At 70.7% G+C, this 24,971-nt stretch carries 24 protein-coding genes; 22 read left to right on the top strand and 2 right to left on the bottom strand.

The window, feature by feature from the left end; translation table 11 throughout:
• Window positions 1–116 precede the first annotated feature (116 nt).
• The 22 genes from fliE to fliA all read left to right on the top strand — a co-directional run bounded on the left by fliE (window position 117) and on the right by fliA (window position 21,926).
• Window positions 117–437 (top strand): flagellar hook-basal body complex protein FliE, encoded by a 321-nt coding sequence (gene fliE, locus RAMLITH_RS10065; RefSeq protein ID WP_168107277.1) that lies wholly within the window; start codon window positions 117–119, stop codon window positions 435–437.
• 187 nt (window positions 438–624) lie between these two features.
• Window positions 625–2,280, top strand: coding sequence for a flagellin N-terminal helical domain-containing protein (locus tag RAMLITH_RS10060; RefSeq protein WP_168107276.1), 1,656 nt, complete (start codon window positions 625–627; stop codon window positions 2,278–2,280).
• Between the two features lie 133 nt (window positions 2,281–2,413).
• Window positions 2,414–2,797, top strand: coding sequence for a flagellar protein FlaG (locus RAMLITH_RS10055; protein WP_168107275.1), 384 nt, complete (start codon window positions 2,414–2,416; stop codon window positions 2,795–2,797).
• Between the two features lie 13 nt (window positions 2,798–2,810).
• On the top strand, window positions 2,811–4,283 hold the full coding sequence (fliD, locus tag RAMLITH_RS10050) for a flagellar filament capping protein FliD (RefSeq protein ID WP_168107274.1): 1,473 nt from the start codon (window positions 2,811–2,813) through the stop codon (window positions 4,281–4,283).
• 12 nt (window positions 4,284–4,295) lie between these two features.
• Window positions 4,296–4,727 carry a flagellar export chaperone FliS gene (gene fliS / locus RAMLITH_RS10045; RefSeq protein ID WP_168107273.1) on the top strand — a complete coding sequence of 144 codons (432 nt, stop codon included), beginning with the start codon at window positions 4,296–4,298 and terminating at the stop codon, window positions 4,725–4,727.
• Window positions 4,728–4,740: 13 nt separating this feature from the next.
• A complete protein-coding gene (locus RAMLITH_RS10040; protein ID WP_168107272.1) occupies window positions 4,741–5,073 on the top strand; it encodes a flagellar protein FliT in 333 nt (110 codons plus the stop codon).
• Window positions 5,074–5,083: 10 nt separating this feature from the next.
• A complete protein-coding gene (gene fliK, locus RAMLITH_RS10035) occupies window positions 5,084–6,040 on the top strand; it encodes a flagellar hook-length control protein FliK (RefSeq protein ID WP_168107271.1) in 957 nt (318 codons plus the stop codon).
• A complete protein-coding gene (locus tag RAMLITH_RS10030; protein WP_168107270.1) occupies window positions 6,037–6,357 on the top strand; it encodes an EscU/YscU/HrcU family type III secretion system export apparatus switch protein in 321 nt (106 codons plus the stop codon). Before fliK ends, RAMLITH_RS10030 begins: the two co-directional genes overlap by 4 nt.
• 19 nt (window positions 6,358–6,376) lie before the next feature.
• Window positions 6,377–6,688 carry a flagellar transcriptional regulator FlhD gene (locus tag RAMLITH_RS10025; protein ID WP_168107269.1) on the top strand — a complete coding sequence of 104 codons (312 nt, stop codon included), beginning with the start codon at window positions 6,377–6,379 and terminating at the stop codon, window positions 6,686–6,688.
• Between the two features lie 11 nt (window positions 6,689–6,699).
• Window positions 6,700–7,638 (top strand): flagellar motor protein MotB, encoded by a 939-nt coding sequence (motB, locus tag RAMLITH_RS10020; RefSeq protein WP_168107268.1) that lies wholly within the window; start codon window positions 6,700–6,702, stop codon window positions 7,636–7,638.
• Window positions 7,639–7,655: 17 nt separating this feature from the next.
• The gene (cheA, locus tag RAMLITH_RS10015) at window positions 7,656–9,629 is read left to right on the top strand and encodes a chemotaxis protein CheA (protein ID WP_168107267.1); all 1,974 of its coding nucleotides are present in this window, start codon (window positions 7,656–7,658) and stop codon (window positions 9,627–9,629) included.
• A 24-nt stretch (window positions 9,630–9,653) separates the two neighbouring features.
• Window positions 9,654–10,967, top strand: a complete 1,314-nt coding sequence (locus RAMLITH_RS10010) for an EAL and HDOD domain-containing protein (RefSeq protein ID WP_337786139.1) — start codon at window positions 9,654–9,656, stop codon at window positions 10,965–10,967.
• A 92-nt stretch (window positions 10,968–11,059) separates the two neighbouring features.
• Window positions 11,060–11,893, top strand: coding sequence for a CheR family methyltransferase (locus RAMLITH_RS10005; RefSeq protein ID WP_168107266.1), 834 nt, complete (start codon window positions 11,060–11,062; stop codon window positions 11,891–11,893).
• Window positions 11,890–12,543, top strand: a complete 654-nt coding sequence (gene cheD / locus RAMLITH_RS10000) for a chemoreceptor glutamine deamidase CheD (RefSeq protein ID WP_238344127.1) — start codon at window positions 11,890–11,892, stop codon at window positions 12,541–12,543. The genes RAMLITH_RS10005 and cheD overlap by 4 nt, the downstream gene beginning before the upstream one ends.
• Window positions 12,540–13,625 (top strand): chemotaxis-specific protein-glutamate methyltransferase CheB, encoded by a 1,086-nt coding sequence (locus tag RAMLITH_RS09995; protein WP_168107265.1) that lies wholly within the window; start codon window positions 12,540–12,542, stop codon window positions 13,623–13,625. Before cheD ends, RAMLITH_RS09995 begins: the two co-directional genes overlap by 4 nt.
• A gap of 16 nt (window positions 13,626–13,641) precedes the next feature.
• A complete protein-coding gene (cheY, locus tag RAMLITH_RS09990) occupies window positions 13,642–14,034 on the top strand; it encodes a chemotaxis response regulator CheY (protein WP_168107264.1) in 393 nt (130 codons plus the stop codon).
• A gap of 7 nt (window positions 14,035–14,041) precedes the next feature.
• Window positions 14,042–14,677, top strand: coding sequence for a protein phosphatase CheZ (cheZ, locus tag RAMLITH_RS09985; protein WP_168107263.1), 636 nt, complete (start codon window positions 14,042–14,044; stop codon window positions 14,675–14,677).
• 113 nt (window positions 14,678–14,790) lie between these two features.
• Window positions 14,791–15,939, top strand: a complete 1,149-nt coding sequence (gene flhB, locus RAMLITH_RS09980; protein ID WP_168107262.1) for a flagellar biosynthesis protein FlhB — start codon at window positions 14,791–14,793, stop codon at window positions 15,937–15,939.
• On the top strand, window positions 15,936–18,035 hold the full coding sequence (gene flhA, locus RAMLITH_RS09975) for a flagellar biosynthesis protein FlhA (protein WP_168107261.1): 2,100 nt from the start codon (window positions 15,936–15,938) through the stop codon (window positions 18,033–18,035). Before flhB ends, flhA begins: the two co-directional genes overlap by 4 nt.
• Complete coding sequence (flhF, locus tag RAMLITH_RS26050; RefSeq protein WP_420376901.1) at window positions 18,032–20,353, top strand: flagellar biosynthesis GTPase FlhF; 2,322 nt, start codon at window positions 18,032–18,034, stop codon at window positions 20,351–20,353. The genes flhA and flhF overlap by 4 nt, the downstream gene beginning before the upstream one ends.
• Complete coding sequence (locus RAMLITH_RS09965) at window positions 20,350–21,183, top strand: MinD/ParA family ATP-binding protein (protein ID WP_168107260.1); 834 nt, start codon at window positions 20,350–20,352, stop codon at window positions 21,181–21,183. Before flhF ends, RAMLITH_RS09965 begins: the two co-directional genes overlap by 4 nt.
• Before the next feature lie 17 nt (window positions 21,184–21,200).
• Entirely contained in the window at window positions 21,201–21,926 is a 726-nt protein-coding gene (gene fliA, locus RAMLITH_RS09960; protein WP_168107259.1) for an RNA polymerase sigma factor FliA, read from the top strand.
• Window positions 21,927–21,946: 20 nt separating this feature from the next.
• On the opposite strand, the gene RAMLITH_RS09955 is transcribed toward fliA, so the two are convergent.
• Window positions 21,947–24,226 carry an alpha,alpha-trehalose-phosphate synthase (UDP-forming) gene (locus RAMLITH_RS09955; protein WP_168107258.1) on the bottom strand — a complete coding sequence of 760 codons (2,280 nt, stop codon included), beginning with the start codon at window positions 24,224–24,226 and terminating at the stop codon, window positions 21,947–21,949.
• Between the two features lie 162 nt (window positions 24,227–24,388).
• A complete protein-coding gene (locus RAMLITH_RS09950; protein ID WP_168107257.1) occupies window positions 24,389–24,913 on the bottom strand; it encodes a MarR family winged helix-turn-helix transcriptional regulator in 525 nt (174 codons plus the stop codon).
• Between the last annotated feature and the right edge of the window lie 58 nt (window positions 24,914–24,971).

Here is a 24,971-nt window from a genome sequence, read left to right as displayed (position 1 = left end):
GGGGCCGGCCGCGCGCTTGAATCCGGCGAACAGGGGCCGGTTTTGCCGTCACTTGGGGCAATTCCGCACCGCACCCCGCTGGTAGGCTCACCCGGTCTCGTGTTCCAGGTGACCGCATGTCCATTCCCGCGATCCAGTCCGTACTGCAGCAGATGCGCGCCGCGTCCATCGAAAACGGCATGGCCCCTGCGGCCCAGAAGGCGGCGCCCGCCGCGGGCAGCTTCGGCGCCGAGTTGAAGCGCAGCCTGGACGGCATCAGCGGCGCGCAGAACGCGGCGCATGCGCAGGCCGAGGCCTTCGAGCTGGGCGCACCGGGCGTGTCGCTCAACGACGTGATGATCGACCTGCAGAAGGCGAACGTCGCCTTCCAGACCGGCATCCAGGTGCGCAACCGGCTGGTCGCCGCGTACCAGGAAATCATGAACCTGCCGGCGTGAAGCCAGTGGGTACCGCGCTGCGCGATCGAGAGGTGCTTCAGCGGTTAAGCCATTTCCCTATGAAGCGGGGCTCATCGATGCGGAGACGGTGCCGATAAAGAGGGGGACGCTACATCACCGGCCCTGCCTCAGGAGGGGATAGAGCGTTACGGCACAGGCCGGCAACCTCAACTCGGAGATTCATCTCATGACAGTCATCAACACGAACGTTCTGTCGCTGGTCACGCAGCAGAACATGAAGAGCTCGCAGCTGTCGCTCAACAGCGCCATCCAGCGCTTGTCGTCCGGCATGCGCATCAACAGCGCGAAGGACGACGCCGCCGGCCAGGCCATCGCGAACCGCTTCACGGCCAACATTCGCGGCCTGACGCAAGCCCAGCGCAATGCCAACGACGGCATCTCGCTGGCGCAGACGACGGAAGGCGCCCTCGGCGAAATCAACGGCAACCTGCAGCGCATCCGCGAGCTGGCCGTGCAGGCCGCCAACGGCTCCAACAGCGACAGCGACCTCGATTCCATCCAGTCGGAAATCGACCAGCGCATCGCCGAAATCAACCGCACCTCCGAGCAGACCGACTTCAACGGCGTCAAGGTGCTCAAGGACGGCGTGGGCAGCCTGACCATCCAGGTCGGCGCCAACGACGGCGAGACGATCAACATCGACCTGCAGGCGATCAACGCCGACTCGCTCAGCATCACCGGGTTCAACGTCAACGGTTCGGGCACCGTGAACACCGCGGCCACCGAGGCCGACCTGCTGGTCGGCGGCTTCGTGGCGGGCGCGACCGTGAACGGCACGCAGCAGTTCGACAAGACGGTGAACAACACGGCCGCGACGCGGGCCAACGTGTTCGACGCGGTCGCCAACGGCAACACGGTGACCTATGCGGGCGCCAACACCGGCTATGGTGCGGCTGCCACGGCCAACACGTATACGTACGCTTCGGCGACCGATTCGTATTCGTTCGACGTCGCCAACGTCGGTGCCGCGACGGTCGCGACGAAGATCACGCCGGCCGCCGGCGGTTCGACGGCCGCCACGGTGACGATCGGCGGCTCCGCGCAGGACGTGCTGATCAACTCGTCCGGCGTGATGACGGCCGCCGACGACGGCGCAGCGCTCTACCTGGACGCCACCGGCAACTTGACGAAGAACAACGCCGGTGCCGACCCGGCCGCGACTGCCTCCAACGTGGCCGCAGCCGTTGCCGCCGCGGCCGGCGACAAGATCGTCGTGGGCGGCACGACCTATACCGGCGACGGTGCAACCATCGACGTCACGGGCGCGTCGATCAGCGCCACGGCTCTGGAGGGGGCTACCGCCGGTGCCGCGATGAGCACCAACGCCGGCCCCGGCTACGCCGTCGCCGCTGGCGGTGCCGTGACGACCGGCGGTGCCACCCCGGTCTACATGGCCGCGGGTGCCCTGACGACCGACGCTACGACCGTGACGAGCTACTTCGAGCAGTCGAACGGCGTGGTGACCGACGGTTCGGGCAACAAGGTCTACAACGACTCGGCCAGCGCCGGCAACTTCACCCTGAACGCACGCAGCGGCACCACTTCCACGACCAACCCGCTGGACGTGCTCGACGCCGCCCTGCAGCAAGTCGACAACCTGCGCGGCTCCCTCGGCGCGGTGCAGAACCGCTTCGACTCAGTGATTTCCAACCTGGGCACGACGATCAACAACCTGAAGGCTTCGCGCTCGCGTATCGAAGACGCCGACTACGCCACGGAAGTGTCGAACATGTCGCGCGCCCAGATCCTGCAGCAGGCCGGCACCTCGGTGCTCGCCCAGGCGAACCAGACGACCCAGGGCGTCCTGTCGCTCCTGCGGTAAACGAGAACGGGCGTGCCGCCGGCGGCGGCCCGTCCGTTTGATGCAGCCGGCGGGCCGTGGCAGCGCAGCAGCCGCCCCGGCCCGGCGGTCTTTCGAAGGAGCGAGGCGCAAGCCAGGCAGCAGGAGTAGCAAGATGCAGATCAACCCAGTGCAACAGGCCTCGCGCCGGCAGCTCCAGGACGAAGTCCTCTCCATCATCCGCAACCAGGCCACGGCGACCGACGTCGCCCGCGACAACGGCCGCGAGAACATCACCCCCGACCGGCCGGCCGACGCCGCCGCCGATGCCGTGGGGTCCCGGCAGACGGACAGCGCCGTCAGGGAAATCAACCAGGCACTCAAGACGCTTTCGACCAGCCTCAGGTTCGAGGTGGACGACGAAAGCGGCCACACCTTGGTGAAAGTCATCGACCAGGACAGCGGCGAAGTGCTGCGCCAGATCCCGTCCGAGGCGACGATCCGGATCGCCCGTTCGCTCGACAAGATGGTCGGCCACCTGGTCAGGACCGAGGCCTGAAGGAGCGCGGCACATGGCAAGCATCGGCAGTCTCGGCGTCGGGTCCGGCATGGACCTCAACGGCCTCCTGGACAAGATCGCCGCGGCCGAACGCGCGCCGCTCAACGCGATCAAGAGCCGGCAGTCGGCCTACAACGCCAGGATCTCGGCCTACGGCACGCTCAAGAGCATGCTGGGCACCTTGCAGTCGGCGGCCGACAAGCTCGCCACGCCGGACTTCATGAACAGTTACAAGGCGACGTCGAGCTCGACGGACGTCCTCACCGTCACTTCCGGCAGCACGGCCGTGGCCGGCAGTTACACCGTGGACGTGGCGAAGCTCGCCCAGCCGCAGTCGCTCGTCACCGAAGGCCTCGTGGCCGTGGCCGGCGCCGACATCGGCACCACGGCCGCGACGATCACCATCGACTTCGGCACCGTGACCGGCACCCTCGACGCAGCCACGGGCAAGTACGCCGGCGCCGCGTTCGCACCTGACGCGGACCGGGACCCGATCACGGTGTCGCTGGACGCAGGCGCGACCAGCCTGGAGGACGTGCGCGACGCGATCAACGAGGCGGCGGCCGGCGCAGTCACGGCCAGCATCATCAACGACGGCAGCAGCCACCGCCTGGTGCTGACCTCCACCGCTACCGGCGCCGGTTCCAGCATGGAAGTGAGCGTCGCGGGCAACGCCGACCTGCAGTCGCTGCTGGGCCACGACATGGAAACGGCCCAACGCCTGCGCCAGACGGTGGAAGCCCAGAATGCGGCGCTGAAGGTCAACGGCATCGACGTGACCAGCCCGACCAACACCGTCGAAGAGGCCATGCAGGGGGTGACCATGACGCTGCTGGACGCGGGCGCCAGCACGGTGAAGGTGGAGCGCGACAAATCCGCCGTCGAGACGGCCATCAACGATTTCGTCAACGCCTACAACAAACTGAACACGAAGATCAGGGAGATGACCGCCTACAACTCCGACAAGGGGCAGGGGGCGGTGCTCACCGGCGACAACACGACGCGCGTCATCCAGACGCGGCTGCGCGACGCCCTGTTCGAGGCCGTGGGCGGCGTGGCGGCGGGCGACCCGTCGCTGCTCTCGGACCTGGGAATCTCCGCCGAGAAGGACGGGTCCCTCAAGGTCGACAGCGCGGCGCTGTCGGAGGTGCTGATCGCCAACCCGGACGGCGTGAGCTACCTGTTGGCCGGCGATGACGACACGGGCGGCCTAGCCGACGCTTTCTCGGCGGCCATCGAGGCACTGGTCGTCGACGACGACGGCGAGGACCAGGACGGCCTGCTGACGATCTCCACCACCTACGCGAAGAGGGCCATCGACCGGCTGGCCGACGACTACGAGCGCGCTGAGGGCCGCGTCGACGCCAAGATCGAGATCTATCGGGCGCAGTTCCGCCAGCTTGACTCGCTCATGAGCAACATGAACGCGACGAGCAGTTACCTGAGCACGCAGTTCGCGGCGCTCGCCAAGCAGACGTCGAAGTAGCAAGGAATCGAGATGAGTTACGCACCTTCACACCGTGGCGCCAACATGTACGCACGGGTGGGCATCGAGACCGCCGCGCTCAGCGCCACGCCGCACCAGCTGATCACGATGCTGTTCGACGGCGCCGCGAGCGCGATCGCGATGGCCAGGCACCACATGGCCGGCAACAACGTGAAGGCCAAGGGCGAAGCGATCTCCCGGGCGATCGACATCGTCGACAACGGGCTGAAGGCGAGCCTCGATCCCGTGGCCGGCGGCGCCGACGGCGAGGCCCTCGTGAGCAACCTCGAGGCGTTGTACGTCTACGTGGTGCGGCGCCTGATGCAGGCGAACCTGCGCAACGATCCGGCGGCCCTCGACGAGGCGGCCCGCCTGCTGGGCGAGGTCGCCTCGGCCTGGCGCGAGATCGACCCCGCCGCCCAGCCCTTGCCGGTGGCGGCCTGAGGTGGCGCCCGCCATGGCTTGCGCGAACGAGGTCGTCCACTGCTACTCGCGGCTCGCGCTGACCGTCGGCCGCATGGTGGAACTGGCCCGGGCGAAGGACTGGACCGGACTGCCGGCCCTCGATGGCGAATGCACCGCCATCGTCGACCGCCTGCGCGAACTCGCGCCGGCGTCCGGGCTGGCGCCGCTCGAGCGCGCACGCGTCACCGCCCTGATGACGAGGATCCGTGCCGACCAGGACGAGCTCGCCGGCATCGTCCGGCCCCAGCTCGCGCGCCTGATGCGCCGGATCGACGAATTGCAGCGCGAGCAGAAGGTGCGCAGCACCTATCGCGGCACCCCCTGAGGCCGGCACCATGAGCGGGGTCACGGGACTGGTCGACACGTCGGTGGCGGACAAGCTGGCGCAGCGTTCCGACCTGGTGCGCCTGCCCTCGGCGTCGGTCGTGCCGGGGCTCGATCCCGCCGTGCAGGTGGCCGCCGTGGCCAATGACGTGCGCATCCAGTCGGAGGCAGCGCGGGCGCGGCTGCTGTTCGCGGCCGCCGGCATGCCGGCGGGCACGCCGGCGGTCACCCCGATGTCCGCAGCGGCCGACGAGCTCTCCACCGCGGCCCGCGCGATCAGCGCCTTGCTCGCCGACCTGGCGGCGCCGCCGCAGCCGGTCAAGGGCGGTGCCCCGCTGGCGCCGCTTGGCGCCGCCACCGTGCCGCAGGCGCTGGCCCGCAGCCTGGCGATGGCGTTGTCGGCAAGCGGCCTGTTCTACGAATCGCACCTGGCCGCCTTCACCGCCGGCTTGCTGCCGCGGTCCGACCTCGAACTGGAGCCGCAGGCCCGACTGCCGATGGCGACGGCAGCGGCCGAGGCGCCGGCGACGGCGCGCCCGGCCGGCACCGGCCCGGGTGCGCCCGCCGAGGCCGCCGCCGGCGCGACGGCGGGCGTAGTGCATCCCCAGGCGCGCGCCGTCGTGTCGCAGCAGCTCGACCTCCTGGCGTCGGGCGTGTTCCAGTGGCGGGGCGAGGCGTGGCCCGGCGTGCCGCTGGAGTGGCGGGTCGAGGAAGACCGTTCGCCCCCTGGGGACGACACGGCGGGCGCCGTGCGCTCGTGGACGACGACCTTGTCGCTCGCCATGCCGGACCTCGGCGTCGTGGACGTTCGGCTGCGCCTGTCCGGCACGACCCTCGCGGCCGCGCTCGAGGTCGGCGATGGGGCCGCGCCGCGGTTGCGGGAGCGGGCAGGCGAGCTGCAGGAGCGCATCGAGGCACTGGGACTGGACCTGCCGCGGATCGCCATCGGGATGCGGGGCGCGCCGTGAGCGGCAACGTCCAGCCGCGGCCGTCGGCGGTCGCCCTCTCGTACGCCGACCGCGACAAGGCGCCCGTCGTGGTGGCGAAGGGCTACGGCGTCACCGCCGAGGCGATCATCCGCACCGCCCGCCGCAGCGGCGTGTACGTGCATGGATCGGGCGAGCTGGTCGGCCTGCTGATGCAGGTGAACCTCGACCGGCAGATTCCGCCGGCCTTGTACCTGGCCGTGGCCGAGGTGATGGCGTGGGTGGCGAGGGTGGACGCGCGCGTGGCGCGCTCCATCGAGCCGGACCAGGCGATGCGGCCGGGCCGCTCAACACATTGACGCACTCGCGGAGCCACGAATGTTTTCCCCGGAAGTCGAGAACGAGATCACCGACCTCAACATCGCGTACCTGCTGCTCGCGCAAAAGCTGCTGCGCGAGGACCGCGCCGCCGCCATGCTGCAACTGGGCATCGACCGCGGGCAGGCGCAGTTCATCGGCCGCCTGGCCGTCCCCGAGATCCTCACGCTGTCCTCGGCCAGGGGCCTGCTGTGCGGATTCCGGATGGGCGAGCTGGTGCGCACCGTGCTCCAGACCGGCCACGACGAGCCGCTGCAGCGTGCGCACCTGTTCATCGTGCTGGCCGCCGGCCAGGCGCCGGCGGCCGCCTAGGAGAAGCCGCCTTGGACAAGGAACGCAAAGTGCACGTCATCCGCAAGCGGCATGGCGCGCACGGCGGCGCGCACCACGGCGGCGGCTGGAAGATCGCGTACGCGGACTTCATGACGGCCATGATGGCCTTCTTCCTGGTGATGTGGCTGCTCTCGAGCGCCACGCCCAAGCAGCTCAAGGGGGTGGCCGAGCACTTCAAGATGCCGCTGAAGGTGGCCCTGCAAGGCGGCGACAAGAGCAGCACCAGCGTCAGCGTCATTCCCGGTGGCGGGGCCGACCCCGCGACCAAGGAGGGCGAGGCTGCGTACGCCGACGTGCGCGAGGACAGCCGCGACGTGCAGGACCTCAGGGACCGGCTGGAGCAGCTGCTGCGCGACGACCCGGTGTTCCAGCAGTTCCGCTCCCAGCTGCTGGTGGACATCACCACCGAGGGCCTGCGGCTGCAGATCGTGGACAGCGAAAAGCGGCCGATGTTCGACCTGGCCAGCGCCACGGTGGCGCCGCACATGCGGACGATCCTGCGCGAGCTGGCGCCGATGCTCGACAACTGGCCGAACAAGATCACGGTGGCCGGGCACACCGACTCGATCGTCTATGCGATGGGCGAGAAGGCGTACAGCAACTGGGAGCTGTCGGCCGACCGGGCCAATGCGTCGCGGCGCGAGCTGGCGGCCGGCGGGCTGTCGGAGGCCAAGGTGCTGCGGGTGATGGGACTGGCCGACAGCATGCACCTGGACAAGGCGGAGCCGAACAATCCGGTCAACCGCCGCATCAGCATCATCGTGCTCAACGCACGCACGCAGCAGCGCATCGAGCGCGAGAACAGCGGCGCCCCTTTGCCGGACGCGCCGCCGGGGTTCCCGGTGCTGCCGGGCCCCGGGCCGACGCCCATGCCGCTGCCGGCCGCGGTACACCACGTCGACGCCGGCGCGCCCGTCTTGCGCCGATAGGAGGAAGGGAAGCAACCATGGACATCCAGCAGTTTTCACAGGCGTTCTTCGTCGAAGCGGCGGAGCTGCTCGCCGAGGCCGAGCAGCTCCTGCTCGCCATCGACCCGGGCGCGCCCAGCGCGGACGAGCTCAACGCCATCTTCCGCGCCGCCCACTCGATCAAGGGCGGAGCCGCCACGTTCGGCTTCCAGGCGCTGGCCGAGACGACCCACCTGATGGAGTCGCACCTGGACCGCGCCCGCACCGGCCAGCTCGCGCTCACGCCCGCCATCGTCGACGTCCTGTTGCAGGCCAAGGACGCGCTCGGCCAGCAACTGGCCGCCTACAGCGCCGGCGAGGAGCCGGACGCCACGGCGGTGGCGCACATCTGCGGGCAGTTGCGGGGGCTGGACCAGGCCGCGGGCCCGCCCGTCACCCGCGCGGCGCCCGCCGCGGCCGGCGCCGCGGCGCCGGGCCGCTCCGGCGTGCTGGGCATCGCTTTCGAGCGGTTGTCCGGGAAGGACCGCGAGCTGCTGCTGCAGGAACTGGCGAACCTCGGCCGGGTGCTGGACACGCGCGGCGAAGGGCCGGCCTTGCGGGTGGAACTCGAAACCTCCTGTACGCCCGACGACATCGAGGCGGTCTGCTGCTTCCTCATCGAGCCGGACCAGATCAGGTTCGAACCGGCGGCCGGCGCTGCCACGCCCGCCGACGTTCCCGGCGGCGCCGCCCCGCAACCGGCGCCCGATCCCGGTGCCGCTGCCGCGAAGCCGGCGGCAGCGTCCGGCCGGGACGCCGCGTCGATCCGCGTCGACGTCGGCAAGGTCGACAAGCTGATCAACCTGGTCGGGGAACTGGTGATCACCCAGGCGATGCTCACCGAGGCCGCCTCGGTGCTCGATCCGGTGCTCTACGAGCGGCTGCTGAGCGGGCTGGGACACCTGGAGCGCAACGCCCTGGACCTGCAGGAATCGGTGATGTCGATCCGGATGATGCCCATGGACTCGGTCTTCAGCCGCTATCCGCGCCTGATCCGGGACTTCAGCGCGAAGACCGGCAAGCAGGTGCGGCTGGAGACCTCCGGCAAGGAGACGGAACTCGACAAGGGCCTGATCGAGCGCATCGTCGACCCGCTCACCCACCTGGTTCGCAACAGCCTCGACCACGGGATCGAGACGCCGCAGCAGCGGCTGGCCGCCGGCAAGGAGCCGACCGGCCGCCTGCTGCTGGCGGCGCAGCATCGCGGCGGCAACATCGTGATCGAGGTCACCGACGACGGGGCGGGCCTCAACCGCGGGAAGATCCTCGCCAAGGCACGCCAGCAGGGGCTGCCCGTGAGCGACGAGATGTCCGACGACGAAGTGTGGCAGCTGATCTTCGCGCCCGGCTTCTCCACCGCGGAAGTGGTCACCGACATCTCCGGCCGCGGCGTCGGCATGGACGTGGTCAAGCGCAACATCCAGGCCATGGGCGGGCACGTGGAGCTCACGTCGCGCGCCGGCCAGGGCACCACCACCCGCATCGTGCTGCCGCTGACGCTGGCGATCCTGAACGGCATGTCGGTGCGGGTCGGCCGCGAGATCTACATCCTGCCCCTGAACTGCGTCGTCGAGTCGCTGCAGCCCTCGCCCGAGCACCTGCACTCGATCACCGGCGACCGCCACGTGGTCCGGGTGCGCGGGGAGTACCTGCCGCTGGTCGCGCTGCACCAGGTGTTCCTGGTGCCGGACGCCAACACCGAACTCCTGGACGGCATCCTGGTGATCGTGCAGGTCGGCGACTCGCGGCTGGTGCTGCTGGTGGACGAGCTCGTCGGCCAGCACCAGGTCGTCGTCAAGAACCTGGAGACCAACTACCGCCGCGTGCCGGGGATCTCGGCCGCCACCATCCTCGGCGACGGCAGCGTCGCGCTGATCCTCGACGTGCCGGCCATGCAGCGGCTGCAAGGCGCCTGCGCGGCGAGCGAGCAGGTGCTGGCCGCCGCCGCCCGGCGCGACGTCGCCACCGCCTGACGCCAACCAGCAAGGAGCAACGCCGTGGTCCTCTCGATGATTCGCCAATCCCTGCGACGCACGCCCGATGTGTCGGCGCTGCCGACCGTCATCGAGCCGGTCGCCGACGCAGCGGCGCCGGTGCCGCCCGACGGGACCGGGGTGCTGTCGTATCAATGGCTGCTCGATCCGAAGAAGCAGATCATCGGCTACCGGCTCGCCTGGCGGCCGGTGCGCTCGCAGGAGGCCAGCGACGCCGCCGCCTGCCTGCAGGCGCTCGTCGCCACGGTCGCCAGCGGCTTCATCGACCGGCACGGGCAGTGGGGCATGGCGAAGATGGGACTGCTGTTCGACGTCACCCCGCAGGCGCTCGCCCGCCTCGACTGGTGCGGCCTGCCGCCCAAGAACGTCGTGCTGTGCTGGCGGGCGGCGGATTTCGAGCACCCGGACACCCTGCCGCTGCTGCGGCAGCTGCGGGCGCAGGGCTTCGGGCACATGGTCAGCGGCACATTGGCGCCGGACAACGAGGCTTGCGAACTGGCCACGCATTTCGACGTGGACGCGGGCGACCCCGCGCTGCTCGCCGCGAGCCGCTCGATCGGCAGGAAGCCGATGCTGCCGGTGGCCACCCGCATGGAGAACTGGTCCGGGTTCGACGCCTGCGCGAGCCGGCGCGTGCCGGTGCTGGTCCAACCCGACGTGGCGGCCCCGGCGCTCGCCGCGCGGCCGTCGCTCGAGCCGGAGTCGATGCTGATCATCCGGCTGTTGCAGATGGTGCAGCGCAACGAGGACATCCGCGAGATCGAGGCCGCGCTCAAGCACGACGCGGCCATCACCTACCGCTTCCTGCGCCACATCAACTCCCCGGCCGTGGGCAGTGGCGTCGAGATCGAGTCCTTGCGGCACGCGGTCGCCATGCTGGGCTACGCGCGCCTGTTCCGGTGGCTGTCGATGCTGCTGGCCACCACCGACATGAAGGCGAAACCGGCCTTCCTGATGAAGAAGGCGATCATCCGCGGCCGCTTCGTCGAGCTCCTGGGCCAGGCGCTGCTCGGGCCGCGGCACGCCGACAACCTGTTCCTCGCCGGGATGTTCTCCGTCATCGAGGAACTGCTCGGGGTGCCGATGGCGGAACTGCTGGCCAAGGTGCAGCTTGGGGAGCCCGTGCAGCAGGCGATCGCCGACCGCGGCGGCATCTATGGCCCGTTCCTGGAACTCGCCCTGGCCGTCGAAGCGGGAGGCGGCGAGGCCGAAGCCATCGCCGACCGGCTGTGCATGGGGGCCACCCACGTGAACGCCGCGCACCTGGCGGCGATCGCCTGGTCGCAGGAGATCGGCCGTGCCGACGCCGCCTGCTGAAATGCGGATCTGGAGCCCTTTTCCCGCTCTGATCCGGCCATTGCCCGGCGGATGGCCTGGGTACATTGACGCTCCGATGTTCCGTCCTCGCCGTGACCGCTGAATTTCCACTGACCGAGCGCGATTTCGCGCGCATCCGTGCCCTGATTCACCGGCACGCCGGGATCGCGCTGGGCTCGCACAAGCGGGAGATGGTGTACAGCCGCGTCTCGCGGCGGCTGCGGCAGCTCGGCCTGCCGGATTTCGCGGGCTACCTCGACCTGCTGGAAAGCGCGGAGGGCAGCGCCGAGTGCCAGCTGTTCATCAACTCGCTGACCACCAACCTCACCTCGTTCTACCGCGAGGAACACCACTTCCCGGTGCTGGCGCGGCTGGCCCAGGCCTCCCGCCAGCCGCTCGCGATCTGGTGCGCCGCCGCCTCGACGGGGGAGGAGCCGTACTCGATCGCCATGACGCTGTTCGAGGCCATCGGCGAGCGTGCCACGGCGGCCCGCATCCTCGCCACGGACATCGACACCGACGTGCTGGCCAGGGCCGAGGCTGGCATCTTCCGCCAGGAGCGGGTCGGTGCGCTGTCGCCGGAGCGGCTCAAGCGCTTCTTCAGCCGCGGCGTGGGCGCGAACGCCGGCTACGTGAAGGTGCGGCCCGAGCTGCGGGCGCTGGTGCGATTCGAGCGGCTCAACCTGCTGGACGCGTCGTGGCCGGTCAAGGAGCAGCAGGACGCGATCTTCTGCCGCAACGTCATGATCTATTTCGACAAGCCGACGCAAAAGCGCGTCCTCGAGCGCTTCGTGCCGCTGCTCAAACCGCACGGGCTGCTGTTTGCCGGCCACTCCGAGAACGCGTCGCTGGTCAGCCCCTGCTTCCGCTCGGCCGGCCAGACCGTGTATTCGCTGGCGCCGGTCCGCGCCGGAGACCGCGCTTGACGCCGCAGCTGCCCGGGCCGGTGGCCACGCGCCACTACTTCGACCGCGACTTCGGCCGCGCGGCGGTGAAGCTGCTGCCCAGCGAGTACTACGTCACCAGCCAGGCCACCGTCATGCTCACGGTGCTCGGCTCCTGCGTGGCCGCCTGCCTGCACGACCCGCTTGCCGGGCTGGCCGGCATGAACCACTTCATGCTGCCCGACGAGGCGCAGTGCGGGCCGGGCGACCCCGATGCGATGCGCTACGGCACGCACGCGATGGACACGCTGGTGCGCGAGCTGGTGAAGGCCGGCGCGCGGCGCGAGCGGCTGCAGGCGAAGGTGTTCGGCGGCGCGGCGGTGCTGCCCGGCATGCCGTTCCTCAACGTCGGCGACCGCAACGCCGAGTTCGTGCTGCGTTACCTCCAGGAGCAGAAAATCAACCTCTACGCGCAGGATCTCGGTGGCAACCATGCCCGGCGCGTCGGCTTCATGGCCGACAGCGGGAAGGTCGTGGTCCGCAAGCTGCGCGCGGCGCAGGACGTGGACCAGGTGCAAACGCAGGAGGCCGAACTCCTGCGCGGCCTGGCGGCGGCCCGCGCCGGCGCGGAGCGGGCCGCCGTTGCCCAGCTTCGGGACCTCGAGGCCCGCAAGGCGGAGGCTTCCCTGTGACCAGGAAGATCACCGTGCTGTGCGTCGACGATTCGGCGCTGATCCGGCAGGTGATGGCCGAGATCATCAACAGCCAGCCGGACCTGCAGGTCATCGGCGTGGCGGCCGACCCGCTGGTCGCGCGCGACATGATCAAGGCGCTCAACCCCGACGTGCTGACCCTGGACGTCGAGATGCCGCGCATGGACGGCCTCGAGTTTCTCGAGAAACTGATGCGCCTGCGGCCGATGCCGGTCGTGATGGTGTCGTCGCTCACCGAGCGCGGCTCGGAGATCGCGATGCGGGCGCTGGAACTGGGCGCGGTCGACTTCGTCACCAAGCCGCGGCTGGGCATGCGCGACGGCCTGCTGCAGTACGCCGACGAGATCGGCGAGAAGATCCGGGCCGCCGCATGCGCTCGCGTGCGCGCCGTCCCGCCGCGCGGCGCGGCCCTTGCGCCCGCTGTCGCGACCGCGGGCATCGAGCCCCTGCGCAAGCCCTTTCTCAGCACCGAGAAGCTGATCGTCATCGGCGCGTCGACCGGCGGCACCGAGGCGATCCGCGAGGTGCTGCAGCCGCTGCCCGCCGACTCGCCGGCGGTCCTCATCGCGCAGCACATGCCGCCCGGCTTCACCCGGTCGTTCGCGCAGCGGCTGGACAGCCTGTGCCGCATCCAGGTCAAGGAGGCCGAGCATGGCGAGCGGGTGCTGCCCGGCCATGCCTACATCGCGCCCGGCGGCTGGCACCTGGCCCTGGGCCGCAGCGGCGCCAACTACGTGGCCCAGTTGAACCAGGACGAGGCCGTGAACCGGCACCGCCCCTCGGTCGACGTGCTGTTCGACTCGGTCGCCCGCAACGCCGGCGTGAACGCGGTGGGCGTGCTGCTGACCGGCATGGGGCGCGACGGCGCGGCCGGACTCGCGCGGATGCGGCAGGCCGGGGCGTACACGTTCGCGCAGGACGAAGCGAGTTGCATCGTCTTCGGCATGCCGCGCGAAGCCATCGCACTCGGCGCCGTCAACGAGGTCCGGCCGCTGCACGAGATGGCCGGCGCGGTCCTGGGTCACCTCAGCACGTTCGGCGAGCGGGTGAGCCGCGTATGAAATACATGGAGGTAACGTGATCGACAAGAACATCCGCATCCTGGTCGTGGACGACTTCCCGACCATGCGCCGCATCGTGCGCAACCTGCTCAAGGAGCTCGGATTCGACAACATCGACGAAGCCGAGGACGGGGCGGCGGCGCTCGCCAAGTTGCGCGGGGGCAGCTTCGGCTTCGTCGTGTCGGACTGGAACATGCCCAACATGGACGGGCTGTCGATGCTCCAGGCGATCCGCGCCGACGCGGCGCTGGCGAGCCTGCCCGTGCTGATGGTGACGGCGGAGGCGAAGAAGGAAAACATCATCGCCGCGGCCCAGGCCGGCGCCAGCGGCTACGTGGTCAAGCCGTTCACTGCGGCGACGCTGGAGGAGAAGCTGACCAAGATCTTCGAGAAGCTGGCGAAGGCGTGAGGGCACCATGAGCGACGAGCAGACCCAAACCGAGGCGGCCGACGCCGCCAGCATCCTCACGCGCGTCGGGCAGCTGACCCGGCAGCTGCGCGACGGCCTGCGCGAGCTCGGCCTGGACCGCCACGTGGCGCTGGCGGCCGAGGCGATCCCCGATGCGCGGGAGCGGCTGGCCTACGTGGCGTCGATGACCGAGCGGGCGGCCGACCGGGTGCTCAACGCCGTCGACGTCGCGCAGCCGCTGCAGGAGCGCCTCGCCGCCGACGCCAAGGGCCTGGGCGCGCGCTGGTCGCAGTGGTTCGCCGATCCGCACCAGCTGGACACGGCCCACGCGCTCGTGGCGGACACCCGCGCGTACCTGGCCCAGGTGCCGCCGACGGCCGCCGCGATCAACGGCCAGCTGCTGGAAATCACCATGGCGCAGGATTTCCAGGACCTCACGGGCCAGGTGATCAAGAAGCTGATGGACGTCATCAGCGAGGTGGAGACCGAGCTGCTGCGGGTTCTGGTCGACCATGCGCCCAAGGGCAGCCTGCCGCAAGCCGAGGCCAGCCTGCAGAACGGCCCGCAGATCAAGCCGGGGCACTCGTCCGGCGTGTCCAGCCAGGCCGAAGCCGACGCCTTGCTCGAGAGCCTCGGGTTCTGACGATCGGTCGAGCAAGGGGCGCAAGACACCCTTGATTGGCCGATTGCCAGGCGGCGGGCCCTCGAATAATCAGCCATCCCCGCGGCCATGCGCCGCGGCGCGGAACATACCGAATGGCTGACGAAAGCGACCTGGAAAAGACCGAGCAACCGTCACCGCGGCGCCTGGAAAAGGCGCGCGAGGAAGGGCAGGTCGCCCGCTCCCGCGAACTGGTCACGTTCGTCCTGCTCGCCACCGCCGCGGCCGGCCTGTGGACGACGGCCGGCCTGCTCGAGGCCCGGGTCGGCTCGGTCGTGCGGCATGGCCTGGCGTTCGATCGCGGGGTGGCCTTCGATCCGGCGCTGATGCTCGCCACGGCGCAGGAGATGGCCGTCCAGGGGCTGCTGGCGATCGCCCCCTTCCTCGGGATGATGTTGCTGTCCGCGCTGGTGGCCCCGACGCTGCTGGGCGGGCTGCTGTTCGCGCCCAAGTCGCTGGCGCCGGACTTCAAGAAGCTCGATCCGCTGGCCGGGCTGGGGCGCATGTTCTCCGCCCAGTCCCTGGCCGAACTGCTCAAGGCGATCGCGAAATCGCTCGTGATCGGCATCGTCGGCTTCCTCGTGATCAGGAATGGCCTGGACGCCATGCTGGGGGCCATGCGCGAGGCGCCCGCCGCCGGCATCGCCCACATGCTGGCGATCGTGGCGCGCAGCTGCGCGTGGATCATCGGGGCGCTGCTGCTGATCGCGCTGGTGGACGTGCCCTACCAGGTGTGGGCCCTCAACAAGAAACTGCGGATGTCGCGCGAGGACCTGAAGCAGGAGCACAAGGAGTCCGAGGGCGATCCCCACGTCAAGGGCCGGATCAAGCGGCAGCAGCAGGCGCTGGCGCGCCGCCGGATGATGGCCGAGGTCCCCAAGGCGGACCTGGTCCTGACCAACCCGACGCATTTCGCCGTGGCGCTGCGCTACGACGAGCGCGCGATGGCGGCGCCGAAGGTGGTCGCCAAGGGGACCGACCTGGTGGCCCAGCGCATTCGCGAGCTCGCGCGCGAGCACCGGGTGGAGGTGGTTGAGTCGCCGGCGCTGGCGCGCTCGCTCTACCGGCACACCGACCTGGGCCGGGAAATCCCAGGCGGGCTGTACACGGCGGTCGCCGAGCTGCTGGCCTGGGTCTATCAGCTGCGGCGCTGGCGCGCCGGCGGCGCCGCCGCCGCGCCGGCCGCGCCGGCCGCGCCCGTCATTCCCGAAGCCCTGCAGTGGACGGGGGTACAGACCGCATGAACCAGCTCGCGGCGCTGCTGCGCCTTCCGCCGGGCGCCTTCTCCGGCCAGAAGATGCAGGGCCTCACGGGGCCCATCCTCATCATCATGATCCTGAGCATGATGGTGTTGCCGCTGCCGCCATTCCTGCTGGACATCCTGTTCACGTTCAACATCGCGCTGGCGGTGATGGTGCTGCTGGTCAGCATGTACACCATGAAGGCGCTGGACTTCGCGGCCTTCCCGGCGGTGCTGCTGTTCACGACGCTGCTGCGGCTCTCGCTGAACGTGGCATCCACCCGCGTGGTGCTGATGCACGGCCACACGGGGCCGGATGCGGCCGGCCAGGTGATCGAGGCCTTCGGCCATTTCCTGGTGGGCGGCAACTTCGCGGTCGGCGTGATGGTGTTCATCATCCTGGTGCTGATCAACTTCATGGTGATCACCAAGGGCGCGGGCCGGATCGCCGAGGTGGGCGCGCGCTTCATGCTCGACGCGATGCCGGGCAAGCAGATGGCGATCGACGCCGACCTCAACGCCGGCCTGATCGGCGAGGACGTGGCGCGCAAGCGCCGCACCGAGGTGGCGCAGGAGGCCGACTTCTACGGCTCGATGGACGGCGCCAGCAAGTTCGTGCGCGGGGACGCCATCGCCGGGCTGCTGATCATGGTGATCAACATCGTCGGCGGCCTGATCGTCGGCATGGTGCAGCACGGGCTGGATTTCGGCACCGCCGCCCAGACCTACACGCTGCTGGCGATCGGCGACGGCCTGGTGGCGCAGATCCCCGCCCTGGTGATCTCCACGGCGGCCGGCGTGATGGTCTCGCGGGTGACGACCGAGGAGGACGTCGGCCGCCAGCTCACGAGCCAGTTGTTCGCCAATCCGCAGGTGCTGTACCTCACCGGCGGCATCGTCGGCATCCTGGGGCTGATCCCGGGGATGCCGCACTTCGCCTTCCTGCTGTTCGCGGCGGGCCTGGTCTGGTTCGGCCGGCACCAGGCGCAGCGCGGCGCCGCGGCGGCGGCCGGCGCGGCGCGGGCTGCCACCGGGCAGGCCGATGGCGCTGCGCCCGCCGAGAATGCCGACGTGTCCTGGGACGACGTCTCGCTGGTCGATCCGCTGGGCCTGGAGGTCGGCTACCGCCTGATCCCCATGGTCGACCGGGCCCAGCAAGGCGAACTGCTCGGCCGCATCAGGAGCATCCGCAAGAAGATCGCCCAGGAGGTCGGCTTCCTGGTGCCGGTGGTGCACATCCGCGACAACCTGGAAATCAAGCCGAACGCCTACCTGATCAGTCTCAAGGGCGTGCCGGTCGCCACCGGCGAGGCGTTCCCGAACCAGTGGCTGGCGATCGACCCGGGCCAGGTCACGGGGACCTTGCCGGGCGCACGCACCAAGGACCCGGCCTTCGGGCTGCCGGCGGTGTGGATCGACGCCGGCTTGCGGCAGCAGGCGCAGATGTACGGCTACACGGTGGTCGACGCCTGCACCGTGATCGCGACCCACCTGAACCACGTGATCACCACCCATACCTCCGAGCTGCTCGGGCGGCAGGAGGTGCAGCAGCTGATCGACCAGATCGCCAGGCAGGCGCCCAAGCTGACCGAGGACCTGGTGCCGAAGCTGGTCACGATCAGCACGCTGCAGAAGGTGCTGCAGAACCTGCTGGAGGAGGAGGTGCCGATCCGCGACATGCGCACCATCCTCGACGTCCTGGCCGACCAGGCGGCGGTCGTGAAGGACCCGCTGGAGCTCACCTCGCTGGTGCGGCTGGCGCTCGGGCGGGCCATCGCGCAGCAGGTGTTCCCGGGTGACGGCGAGATGCAGGTCATCACCCTCGAGCCTGACCTCGATCGCGTGCTGATGCAGGCCCTGGCCAGCAACAGCGGCATCGAGCCGGGGCTGGCCGACAGCCTGGTGCGGCAGGCCCAGGCCGCGATCGAGCGGCAGGAGCAGATCGGCATCGCGCCGGTGCTGGTCGTGCAGCACCCGCTGCGGGTGCTGCTGTCGCGGTTCCTGCGGCGCAGCCTGCCGCAGCTGAAAGTCCTTTCGAACGCAGAAATCCCGGATGCGCGCACCTTGCGCATCACGGCCACCATTGGAGCCAGAGCTTGAATTCAACCGAGATGGTCACGCCGGCACCGCGCCGGTTCGTGGCGCCCACCAGCAGGCAGGCGCTGCGCCTCGCGCGCGCGGCGCTGGGAGACGGCGCGCTGGTGCTCGCCAGCCGGACCCATGCCGACGGTTTCGAGGTCGTCGCCATGGGCGACGGCGACACGGCGCTGCTGGTCGAGCAGGCCGCGGCCGCGCCGCCGCTGCCGGCCGGCCCGGCGCCGGGTGCGTCCGCTCCCGACTCGGTGCTGAGCGAGCTGCATTCGATGCGCAGCATGATCGAGGAGCGGCTGGCCGGCGTCGTGTGGAACGACCAGCAGCGGCGCGACCCGGTGCGCGGCCGGCTGCTGCGCACGATGCTGGGCTGTGGCTTCAGCACCCGCCTGTCGCGGGCGCTGCTCGAGAAGCTGCCGGCCGGGCACAGCTATGCCGAAGGCCTGGCCTTCGTGCGCGCCGAGCTCGTGCGCGCCGTGCCGGTCCAGGAGGACGAGGCGCAGGTGCTGGGGCGCGGCGGGGTGTACGCGCTCGTCGGCCCGACGGGGGTGGGGAAGACCACGACCACCGCGAAGCTGGCGGCGCGCTGCGTGATGCGCTTCGGCGCCGAACGGATGGCCCTCGTCACGACCGACGGCTACCGGATCGGCGCCTACGAGCAGCTGCGCATCTATGGCCAGATCCTGGGCGTGCCGGTGTATGCCGTGAAGGACGCCGCCCACCTGCAGACGGTGCTCGAGGAACTGCGCGACAAGCACATGGTGCTGGTCGACACCGTCGGCATGAGCCAGCGGGACCGGTCGGTGTCTGACCAGATCGCGATGCTGTGCAACGCCGGGCGCCCCGTCAACCGCCTGCTGCTGCTGAATGCGGCGGCGCACGGCGACACGCTCAACGAGGTCGTCTATGCGTACCAGCGTGCCGACCGCGAAAACGCCCTCGTCGGCTGCATCTTCACCAAGCTGGACGAAGCGCCGCTGCACGGCGCCCTGCTGGACACCGTGATCCGCCACCGGCTGCCGGTGCACTACCTGTCCGACGGCCAGAAGGTGCCGGAAAACCTGGCCGTCATGGACCCCGAGCAGTTCGTCGATGCCGTGCTGCGGTCGCCGCCGGCGGGCTCCCTGTTCACCTGCGAGCCGCTCGGCGGCGATGCGTCCGAGGGTGCCGCCCTGGAGATCGAGCGTGCGCGGGCCCAGGCCGACCGCCTGCGCCAGCAGTACCAGCGCCTGATCCGGGCCATGGCCCACGACGCCGAGGAAGTCGCCGCCGCGGCGGCGGCGCTGCAGCAGTCGGACGTCGGCTTCGACGCGGCACGGGCGCTGTGGAACGACGCGGACGCAGCGGCGCGGCCGGTGGCGAGCCTGCTCCAGGAGCTGGCGGACGTTGCCCGCGGCGAGATCGGGACCAGTTGCGACGCCCACGTGCTGGCCGTGTGCGGACGGGCCCGGCTCGATCCGAACGAGCGGCAGGAGACCTACGACATCGAGAGCTGCCTGCTCGCGTCCGACCGCACCGGGCTGCCGCTGGCGGCGCCCAACCAGTGGCTGGCGATGCCGGGCGACGACCGCTGGGGCGGCCGCCAGGTGCAGTGGCTGCGCACGATGGAGTTCGGCAGGCCGGTGGTGGCGCTGCTGCCGCGGCTCGCGCCGGCCGAGGACCTCGTCGCCTGGCAGGAGCAGCGGCTGCGCTGGGTCGCCCGTGCCAGCGCCACGACCCTCGCGACGCCGGCCGGGTGCGGCGAGCCGACGGCGCTCTCGCGCCTGCAGCCGGAGTTCGGGCCCGGCGAGGACGTGACGTGCAAGGGCCAGGCGGCGCGCCGCGCGGTGGCCGAGTTGCCGGTGACGGTGGCGACCGCCAGCGGCATCCAGCTGCCGCTGCGCTGCGTCTTCATGCGCACGGTCGCGGCCGGCTCGGGGAAGATCCTGCAGCAGTCCTGGCTGCTCACGAACGTCGGCCCGGAAGTACCGCCGCAGCGGCTGGCGCAGTGGCAGGAGTGGGCCGCCAGGCTGGACGGCTGCATGCGGCTGACGGCCAAGGGGCTCTCGCTGCTGGGCGGCGTGGGCGAGCTGGGCGATCCGGCGATGATGAACCGGCTGCTGGTCGCGGGGCAGGTGGCGACGACGGCTTCGCGCCTGCTGCAGCTGGAGGGCGAGCGCGCCGACCGCACGCGCATCCTGCTCACCGAACTGGCCGGGCGCCAGGTGCGCCTCGACCGGCCCCATTCGGGCGCGGTCCTGTACGAAGGGCTGGCCAAGCTGTTCCCCCTGCTGGAGGCGCTGGCCGCCGACGTCGCGGAAGCCAGCCCGGTCGGGAGCCCGGCATGAGTGCGCCGGCGGACCAGGCCGACGGGCTGCGGCGGTTGCTGACGGCGGGCCGTCCCCGCATCGTGGCGGTGGCCGGGCTGTGCGCCGGCGTCGGCGCGACGACGGCCGCGATGAACCTGGCGGCGGCTTTCGCGCAGGGCGGCAGGCCGGTGCTGGTGCTGGACGAGCAGTGGCAGCGGCCGGACTCGCTGTGCGCGGCATGGGGCGTGACGCCCGCGGGAACGCTGGCCGACGTCGGCCGGGGGATGCCGCTGGCCGCGGCAGCGGCGCGGCCCATGGCCGGCGTGCAGGTGCTGCCGGCCCCGCCCGCCGTTTCGGCGGCGCCGTTCAGCGCCCGCGCGCTGTGCCCGGAAGGCGTGATCCTCATCGACGTCGCGCTCGACGCCCAGGGTCAGCTGTCGCCGCTGGCGCGGCTCGCCGACGAGGTGGCGGTGGTCATGCAGCCGACCGTGGGCTCGATCACGGCCACGTACGCGGGACTCAAGCGCCTCCAGTTCGCGCACGCGCTCCAGACCTTCCGCTTCGTCGTCAACGGTGCGTCTTCGCCGCGGGAGGCCGAGGTCGTGATCGCCAACGTGGTCCGCACCAGCAGCCGCTTCCTCGCGGTCTCGCTGAGCGCGCTGGGGTGCATCAGCCTGGACGGGCAGGTGCGCGAGGCGGCGCGACTGCGCCAGCCGGTCTGCGTCGCGCGCCCGGCCAGCCAGGCGGCGGCGCAGTTCCGGCTGCTGGCGGCCGCGCTGCTTGAGCCCGGCGGCGAGCGGACCGCGCCGTTTGCCGTGGACGGCGTGCGGCCGCCGGCCACCGCCGTCGCTGCCGCAGCCGCCGCCTGACCTTTCCGGAACAGCACATGTATACCGCACGGGGCACGATCGACAAATCACACCTGCTGGACGAGTACCTGCCGATCGTGCGGCGCATCGCCGTGCAGATGATGGCCAGGCTGCCGGCCAACGTCGAGCTCGACGACCTGATCCAGGCCGGCCGCATCGGCCTGCTGGACGCATGGTCCCGCTTCGAGGAGAACGCGGCGGCATCGTTCGAGACCTTCGCCTCGCAGCGCATCCGGGGCGCGATGCTCGACGAGCTGCGGGCCATGGACTGGGCGCCGCGGCGCGTGCGGCAATCGGCGCGCGAGGTGGAGCGCGCGATCCAGGCTGCGGCGCAGCGCGCCGGGCGGGCGCCGTCCGAGGCGGACATCGCCGCGGAGCTGAAGCTCACGCTGGCCGAATACCGCGAGCAGCTGCTGAAGATCCAGGGCTGCCAGCTGGTGTACGCCGAGGACCTGAAGCACGATGACTCGGATGGGTCCGTCTTCGACCGGCGGGCCGGTCCGGACGAGGACGACGGCGACGATCCGGTGCGCATCCTCCTCACGGGCGAGTTCCGCGGGCGGCTCGCCGCCGCCATCGGCCAGCTCCCGGAGCGCGAGGCACAGGTGCTGAGCCTGCACTACGACGACGAGATGAACATGCGCGAGATCGCCAGCATCCTCGAAGTCAGTCCCTCCAGGGCGAGCCAGCTGCACAACCAGGCGATCGCCCGCCTGCGCGCGAGCCTGCAGGAAGTGATGTAGGGCTGCCCGGCAGCCGCGCCTCAGCGCACCGCGGTCAGGCGCCGGCTCCCGCGGGCGGGCACCTCGTCGTCGAGCTGTCCGCGTTCCACGCGGGCCTGGATCCGCTCGCGCAGCCGCAGGCGGCCGGCGTCGGCCAGCATGCGGCCCGCCCAGCGGTAGACGTTGAACTCCTGCACGGTCATGCGCAGGCTCGCCATGCGCTCGCGCTGTTCGGAGCCGGGCATGGTCAGCGCGCGGTGCAGGGCGTCGGCCGTCTCTTCGACGTGGTACGGATTCACGACCAGCGCCTCGCGCATTTCGCGCGCCGCGCCGGCAAAGCGGCTGAGGATCAGGACGCCGCGCTCGTCGTCGCGGGCCGCCACGAATTCCTTGCACACCAGGTTCATGCCGTCGTGCAGGCTGGTGACGAGACACGCGTCGGCGGCGCGGAACAGCTCGTTGACGGCGTCGTGGTCGTGATGCGTCGCCAGCAGGTGGATCGGCTGGTAGCCGGGCCGGCCGAAGCGCGCGTTGATCCGCTGCGTCACGCGCTGGATGCGCTCCTGGAACGAGTGGTACTCCTCCAGCGCCGAGCGCGTCGGCGCCGCCACCTGCACCAGGCTGAACCTGCCCACCCACTCCGGCCGCTTCTCGAGCAGCCGCTCCACGGCGTGGAACCGCTCGAGGATGCCCTTGGTGTAGTCGAAGCGGTCGACGCCCACCGCCAGGTACGAGTCGCGCGCGAGGCCGAGGCGGGCGAAGACGGCGCGGCGGCACGCCTCGACCGGCTTCCAGCCCGAGCGCTCGGATTCCTGCGGCCATTCGATGGAGATCGGATAGCTCTCGATCAGCGTTTCTTCCCCGCCCGCCGCGATCACCGAGTGCTCGTGCTCGATGCGCGCCTCCAGGAAGCGGTCGACCGTCTCGATGAAGTTCTTGCAGTGGAAGCGGGTGTGGAACCCCAGGATCGTGCTGCCCAGCATGCCCTCCAGGATCTCGCGCCGCCATGGGCAGATGCCGAAGGATTCAGGATTCGGCCAGGGAATGTGCCAGAAGGTCAGGATGGTGGCGCGCGGCAGCTTCGCGCGCACCATCGCGGGCAGCAGGGCGAAGTGGTAGTCCTGCACCAGGACGATCGGATCCTCGCTGCGCGCTTCGGCCACCACCGCGTCGGCGAAGCGCTGGTTCACGGCGCGGTAGTGCTGCCAGTCGGATTCCCGGAACACCGGGCGCACGTGCGCCACGTGGCACAGCGGCCACATGCCTTCGTTGGCGAAGCCGTAGTAATAGCCCTGCTCCTCCTCGGTCGTCAGCCACACGCGGCGCAGCGCGTACTCCTCGTGTCCCGGCGGCAGGCCGACGCGGTCGTGCGCGTCGACGACGTCGCGATCGGCGCTGCCGCTGCCGTGCGCGATCCAGGTGCCCGAGCAGGCGCGCATCACGGGCTCGACGGCCGTGACGAGGCCGCTCGCCGGCCGCTTGACGGCGATGCCGTCGGCGGTCCGGTCGTGGATGTACGGCTCGCGGTTGGAGACGACGATCACCTGGTCGCCGCGCAACTGCGTCTGCAGCAGCGCGCGCAGGCGCTCCGGGTTCCAGCCGGTCTCCTGGCCCTGGGCGCGGCGGTATTCGTCCTCCAGGTCGCGCAGCCTGGCGCGCAGGTCCGCCGCCAGCGGCTCCAGTTCCGGGCTGGATCCGCTCACCGGACGCAGCAGGCCTTCGCCCCGCAGCAGCGCGCGGGCTCCCGACACCCAGCCGCGCCAGCTCAATTGCGCCACCACCACGGTGATGAGCGCGACCGCGATGCCGAGCACGCCCATGAAGATCAGCAGGTAGCGCTGGGTGTCCTGGCTGCGCAGCTCGGCATAACTGACGTCGTGCAGCAGGACCAGGGAGCCCTTCTGCCCGCTGTCGAGCTGCAACTGGTGGACGCCGACGTACACCGGCCCGCCTTCGACCAGCAACCGGGGATCCTTCTGCCGGGCAAGCTCGTCCGCGCTGCCGCAGGTGAGGGTGCGCGGAAAGCTGGCAGTCTTGCGGATCAGCTTGCCGTTCTCGCCGCACAGGCCGATCGCGAACAGGCGCTCGTCCTTCGCCGCGCGGTCGAACAGCGCCTGCAGGCGCATGCCGCGCCGCTCCACGAGGGAGTCGTTCACCGAGTCGGCAAGCGTGTTCGCGATCAGCGCGCCGCGATTGTTGAGGTCCCGGGCGAACCACTGCCAGGTCAGGCGATCGAGCAGCCCCGACGCGAGGTAGGCCGCGCCGCCGAGCGCCAGCAGCAGCGGCAGCAGGAATCTGAGTTGAAGACGGATGGTGTTCATCGGTCGCGCGCTTCGTCCGCAAGTGGTCGCCGGCGCCGGTTGGTCGCCAGATGCATTTGTAGCAATGTACTACGGGGCGCGGCCGGGATGTGCTCGAGCGTGAAGGCGTCCCTGCCGTTCGGCGGCTGGAACATGGCGGCGCCGCTGCCGCGGCGCAGCGACTCAGGCGTCGCCGAGGGGGATGGAGCCGGCTTCCTCGTCCACGTCGAGCGTCGCGATCAGCTTCGCGAGATCCTGCTCCAGGCGCCTGAGCGTGCGCGGGTCGAGGTCGGCGAGCGCTGCCGGCAGCACGCCGGCGAACGGGCCCGGCGCGCGCCGCAGCACCCGCACCCCCGCCGGCAGCACATGCAGTTGCACGGTGCGCCGGTCAGCGGCATCCTTCCTGACCACCACCAGGCCCTGCGCGGCCAGCGCGCGCACGAGGTTGCTGGCGGTGGACTGGTGCACGTCCATCGCGGCGGCCAGCTCGTTCATGCCGAGCCCGGGCGACTCGTGGATGGCGCTCAGCGCCCAGAGCTGCGCCCCGGCGACCCCCGCCTTCTTCTCGACGGCGCGGAAGTGGCTCTTGACGGCATTGAACACGATGCGGAACTGGCGCAGGACGCGCGCGGCGGACTCGCGGCGCCTGGCGGCGGCGGCGGGAAGGGGTGGGGCGGCAGACGGCGCGGGCTTCTTGGCTGCAGGCATGGCGCGGATCATACGAGCCGCGCCGGCGCGCTCGCATGCGGCCCGCGGCGGGCGGTCG

The sequence above is a fragment of the Ramlibacter lithotrophicus genome (assembly GCF_012184415.1).
GTDB classification, from domain to species: Bacteria; Pseudomonadota; Gammaproteobacteria; order Burkholderiales; family Burkholderiaceae_C; genus Ramlibacter; species Ramlibacter lithotrophicus.
This window is presented reverse-complemented; position numbering and strand designations above follow the sequence as displayed.

Coding starts and splice junctions, on each gene's coding strand:
- fliE (WP_168107277.1), top strand. CDS start 117: ATGTCCATTCCCGCGATCCAGTCCGTACTGCAGCAGATGCGCGCCGCG.
- RAMLITH_RS10060 (WP_168107276.1), top strand. CDS start 625: ATGACAGTCATCAACACGAACGTTCTGTCGCTGGTCACGCAGCAGAAC.
- RAMLITH_RS10055 (WP_168107275.1), top strand. CDS start 2,414: ATGCAGATCAACCCAGTGCAACAGGCCTCGCGCCGGCAGCTCCAGGAC.
- fliD (WP_168107274.1), top strand. CDS start 2,811: ATGGCAAGCATCGGCAGTCTCGGCGTCGGGTCCGGCATGGACCTCAAC.
- fliS (WP_168107273.1), top strand. CDS start 4,296: ATGAGTTACGCACCTTCACACCGTGGCGCCAACATGTACGCACGGGTG.
- RAMLITH_RS10040 (WP_168107272.1), top strand. CDS start 4,741: ATGGCTTGCGCGAACGAGGTCGTCCACTGCTACTCGCGGCTCGCGCTG.
- fliK (WP_168107271.1), top strand. CDS start 5,084: ATGAGCGGGGTCACGGGACTGGTCGACACGTCGGTGGCGGACAAGCTG.
- RAMLITH_RS10025 (WP_168107269.1), top strand. CDS start 6,377: ATGTTTTCCCCGGAAGTCGAGAACGAGATCACCGACCTCAACATCGCG.
- cheA (WP_168107267.1), top strand. CDS start 7,656: ATGGACATCCAGCAGTTTTCACAGGCGTTCTTCGTCGAAGCGGCGGAG.
- cheZ (WP_168107263.1), top strand. CDS start 14,042: ATGAGCGACGAGCAGACCCAAACCGAGGCGGCCGACGCCGCCAGCATC.
- flhB (WP_168107262.1), top strand. CDS start 14,791: ATGGCTGACGAAAGCGACCTGGAAAAGACCGAGCAACCGTCACCGCGG.
- flhA (WP_168107261.1), top strand. CDS start 15,936: ATGAACCAGCTCGCGGCGCTGCTGCGCCTTCCGCCGGGCGCCTTCTCC.
- RAMLITH_RS09965 (WP_168107260.1), top strand. CDS start 20,350: ATGAGTGCGCCGGCGGACCAGGCCGACGGGCTGCGGCGGTTGCTGACG.
- fliA (WP_168107259.1), top strand. CDS start 21,201: ATGTATACCGCACGGGGCACGATCGACAAATCACACCTGCTGGACGAG.
- RAMLITH_RS09955 (WP_168107258.1), bottom strand. CDS start 24,226: ATGAACACCATCCGTCTTCAACTCAGATTCCTGCTGCCGCTGCTGCTG.
- RAMLITH_RS09950 (WP_168107257.1), bottom strand. CDS start 24,913: ATGCCTGCAGCCAAGAAGCCCGCGCCGTCTGCCGCCCCACCCCTTCCC.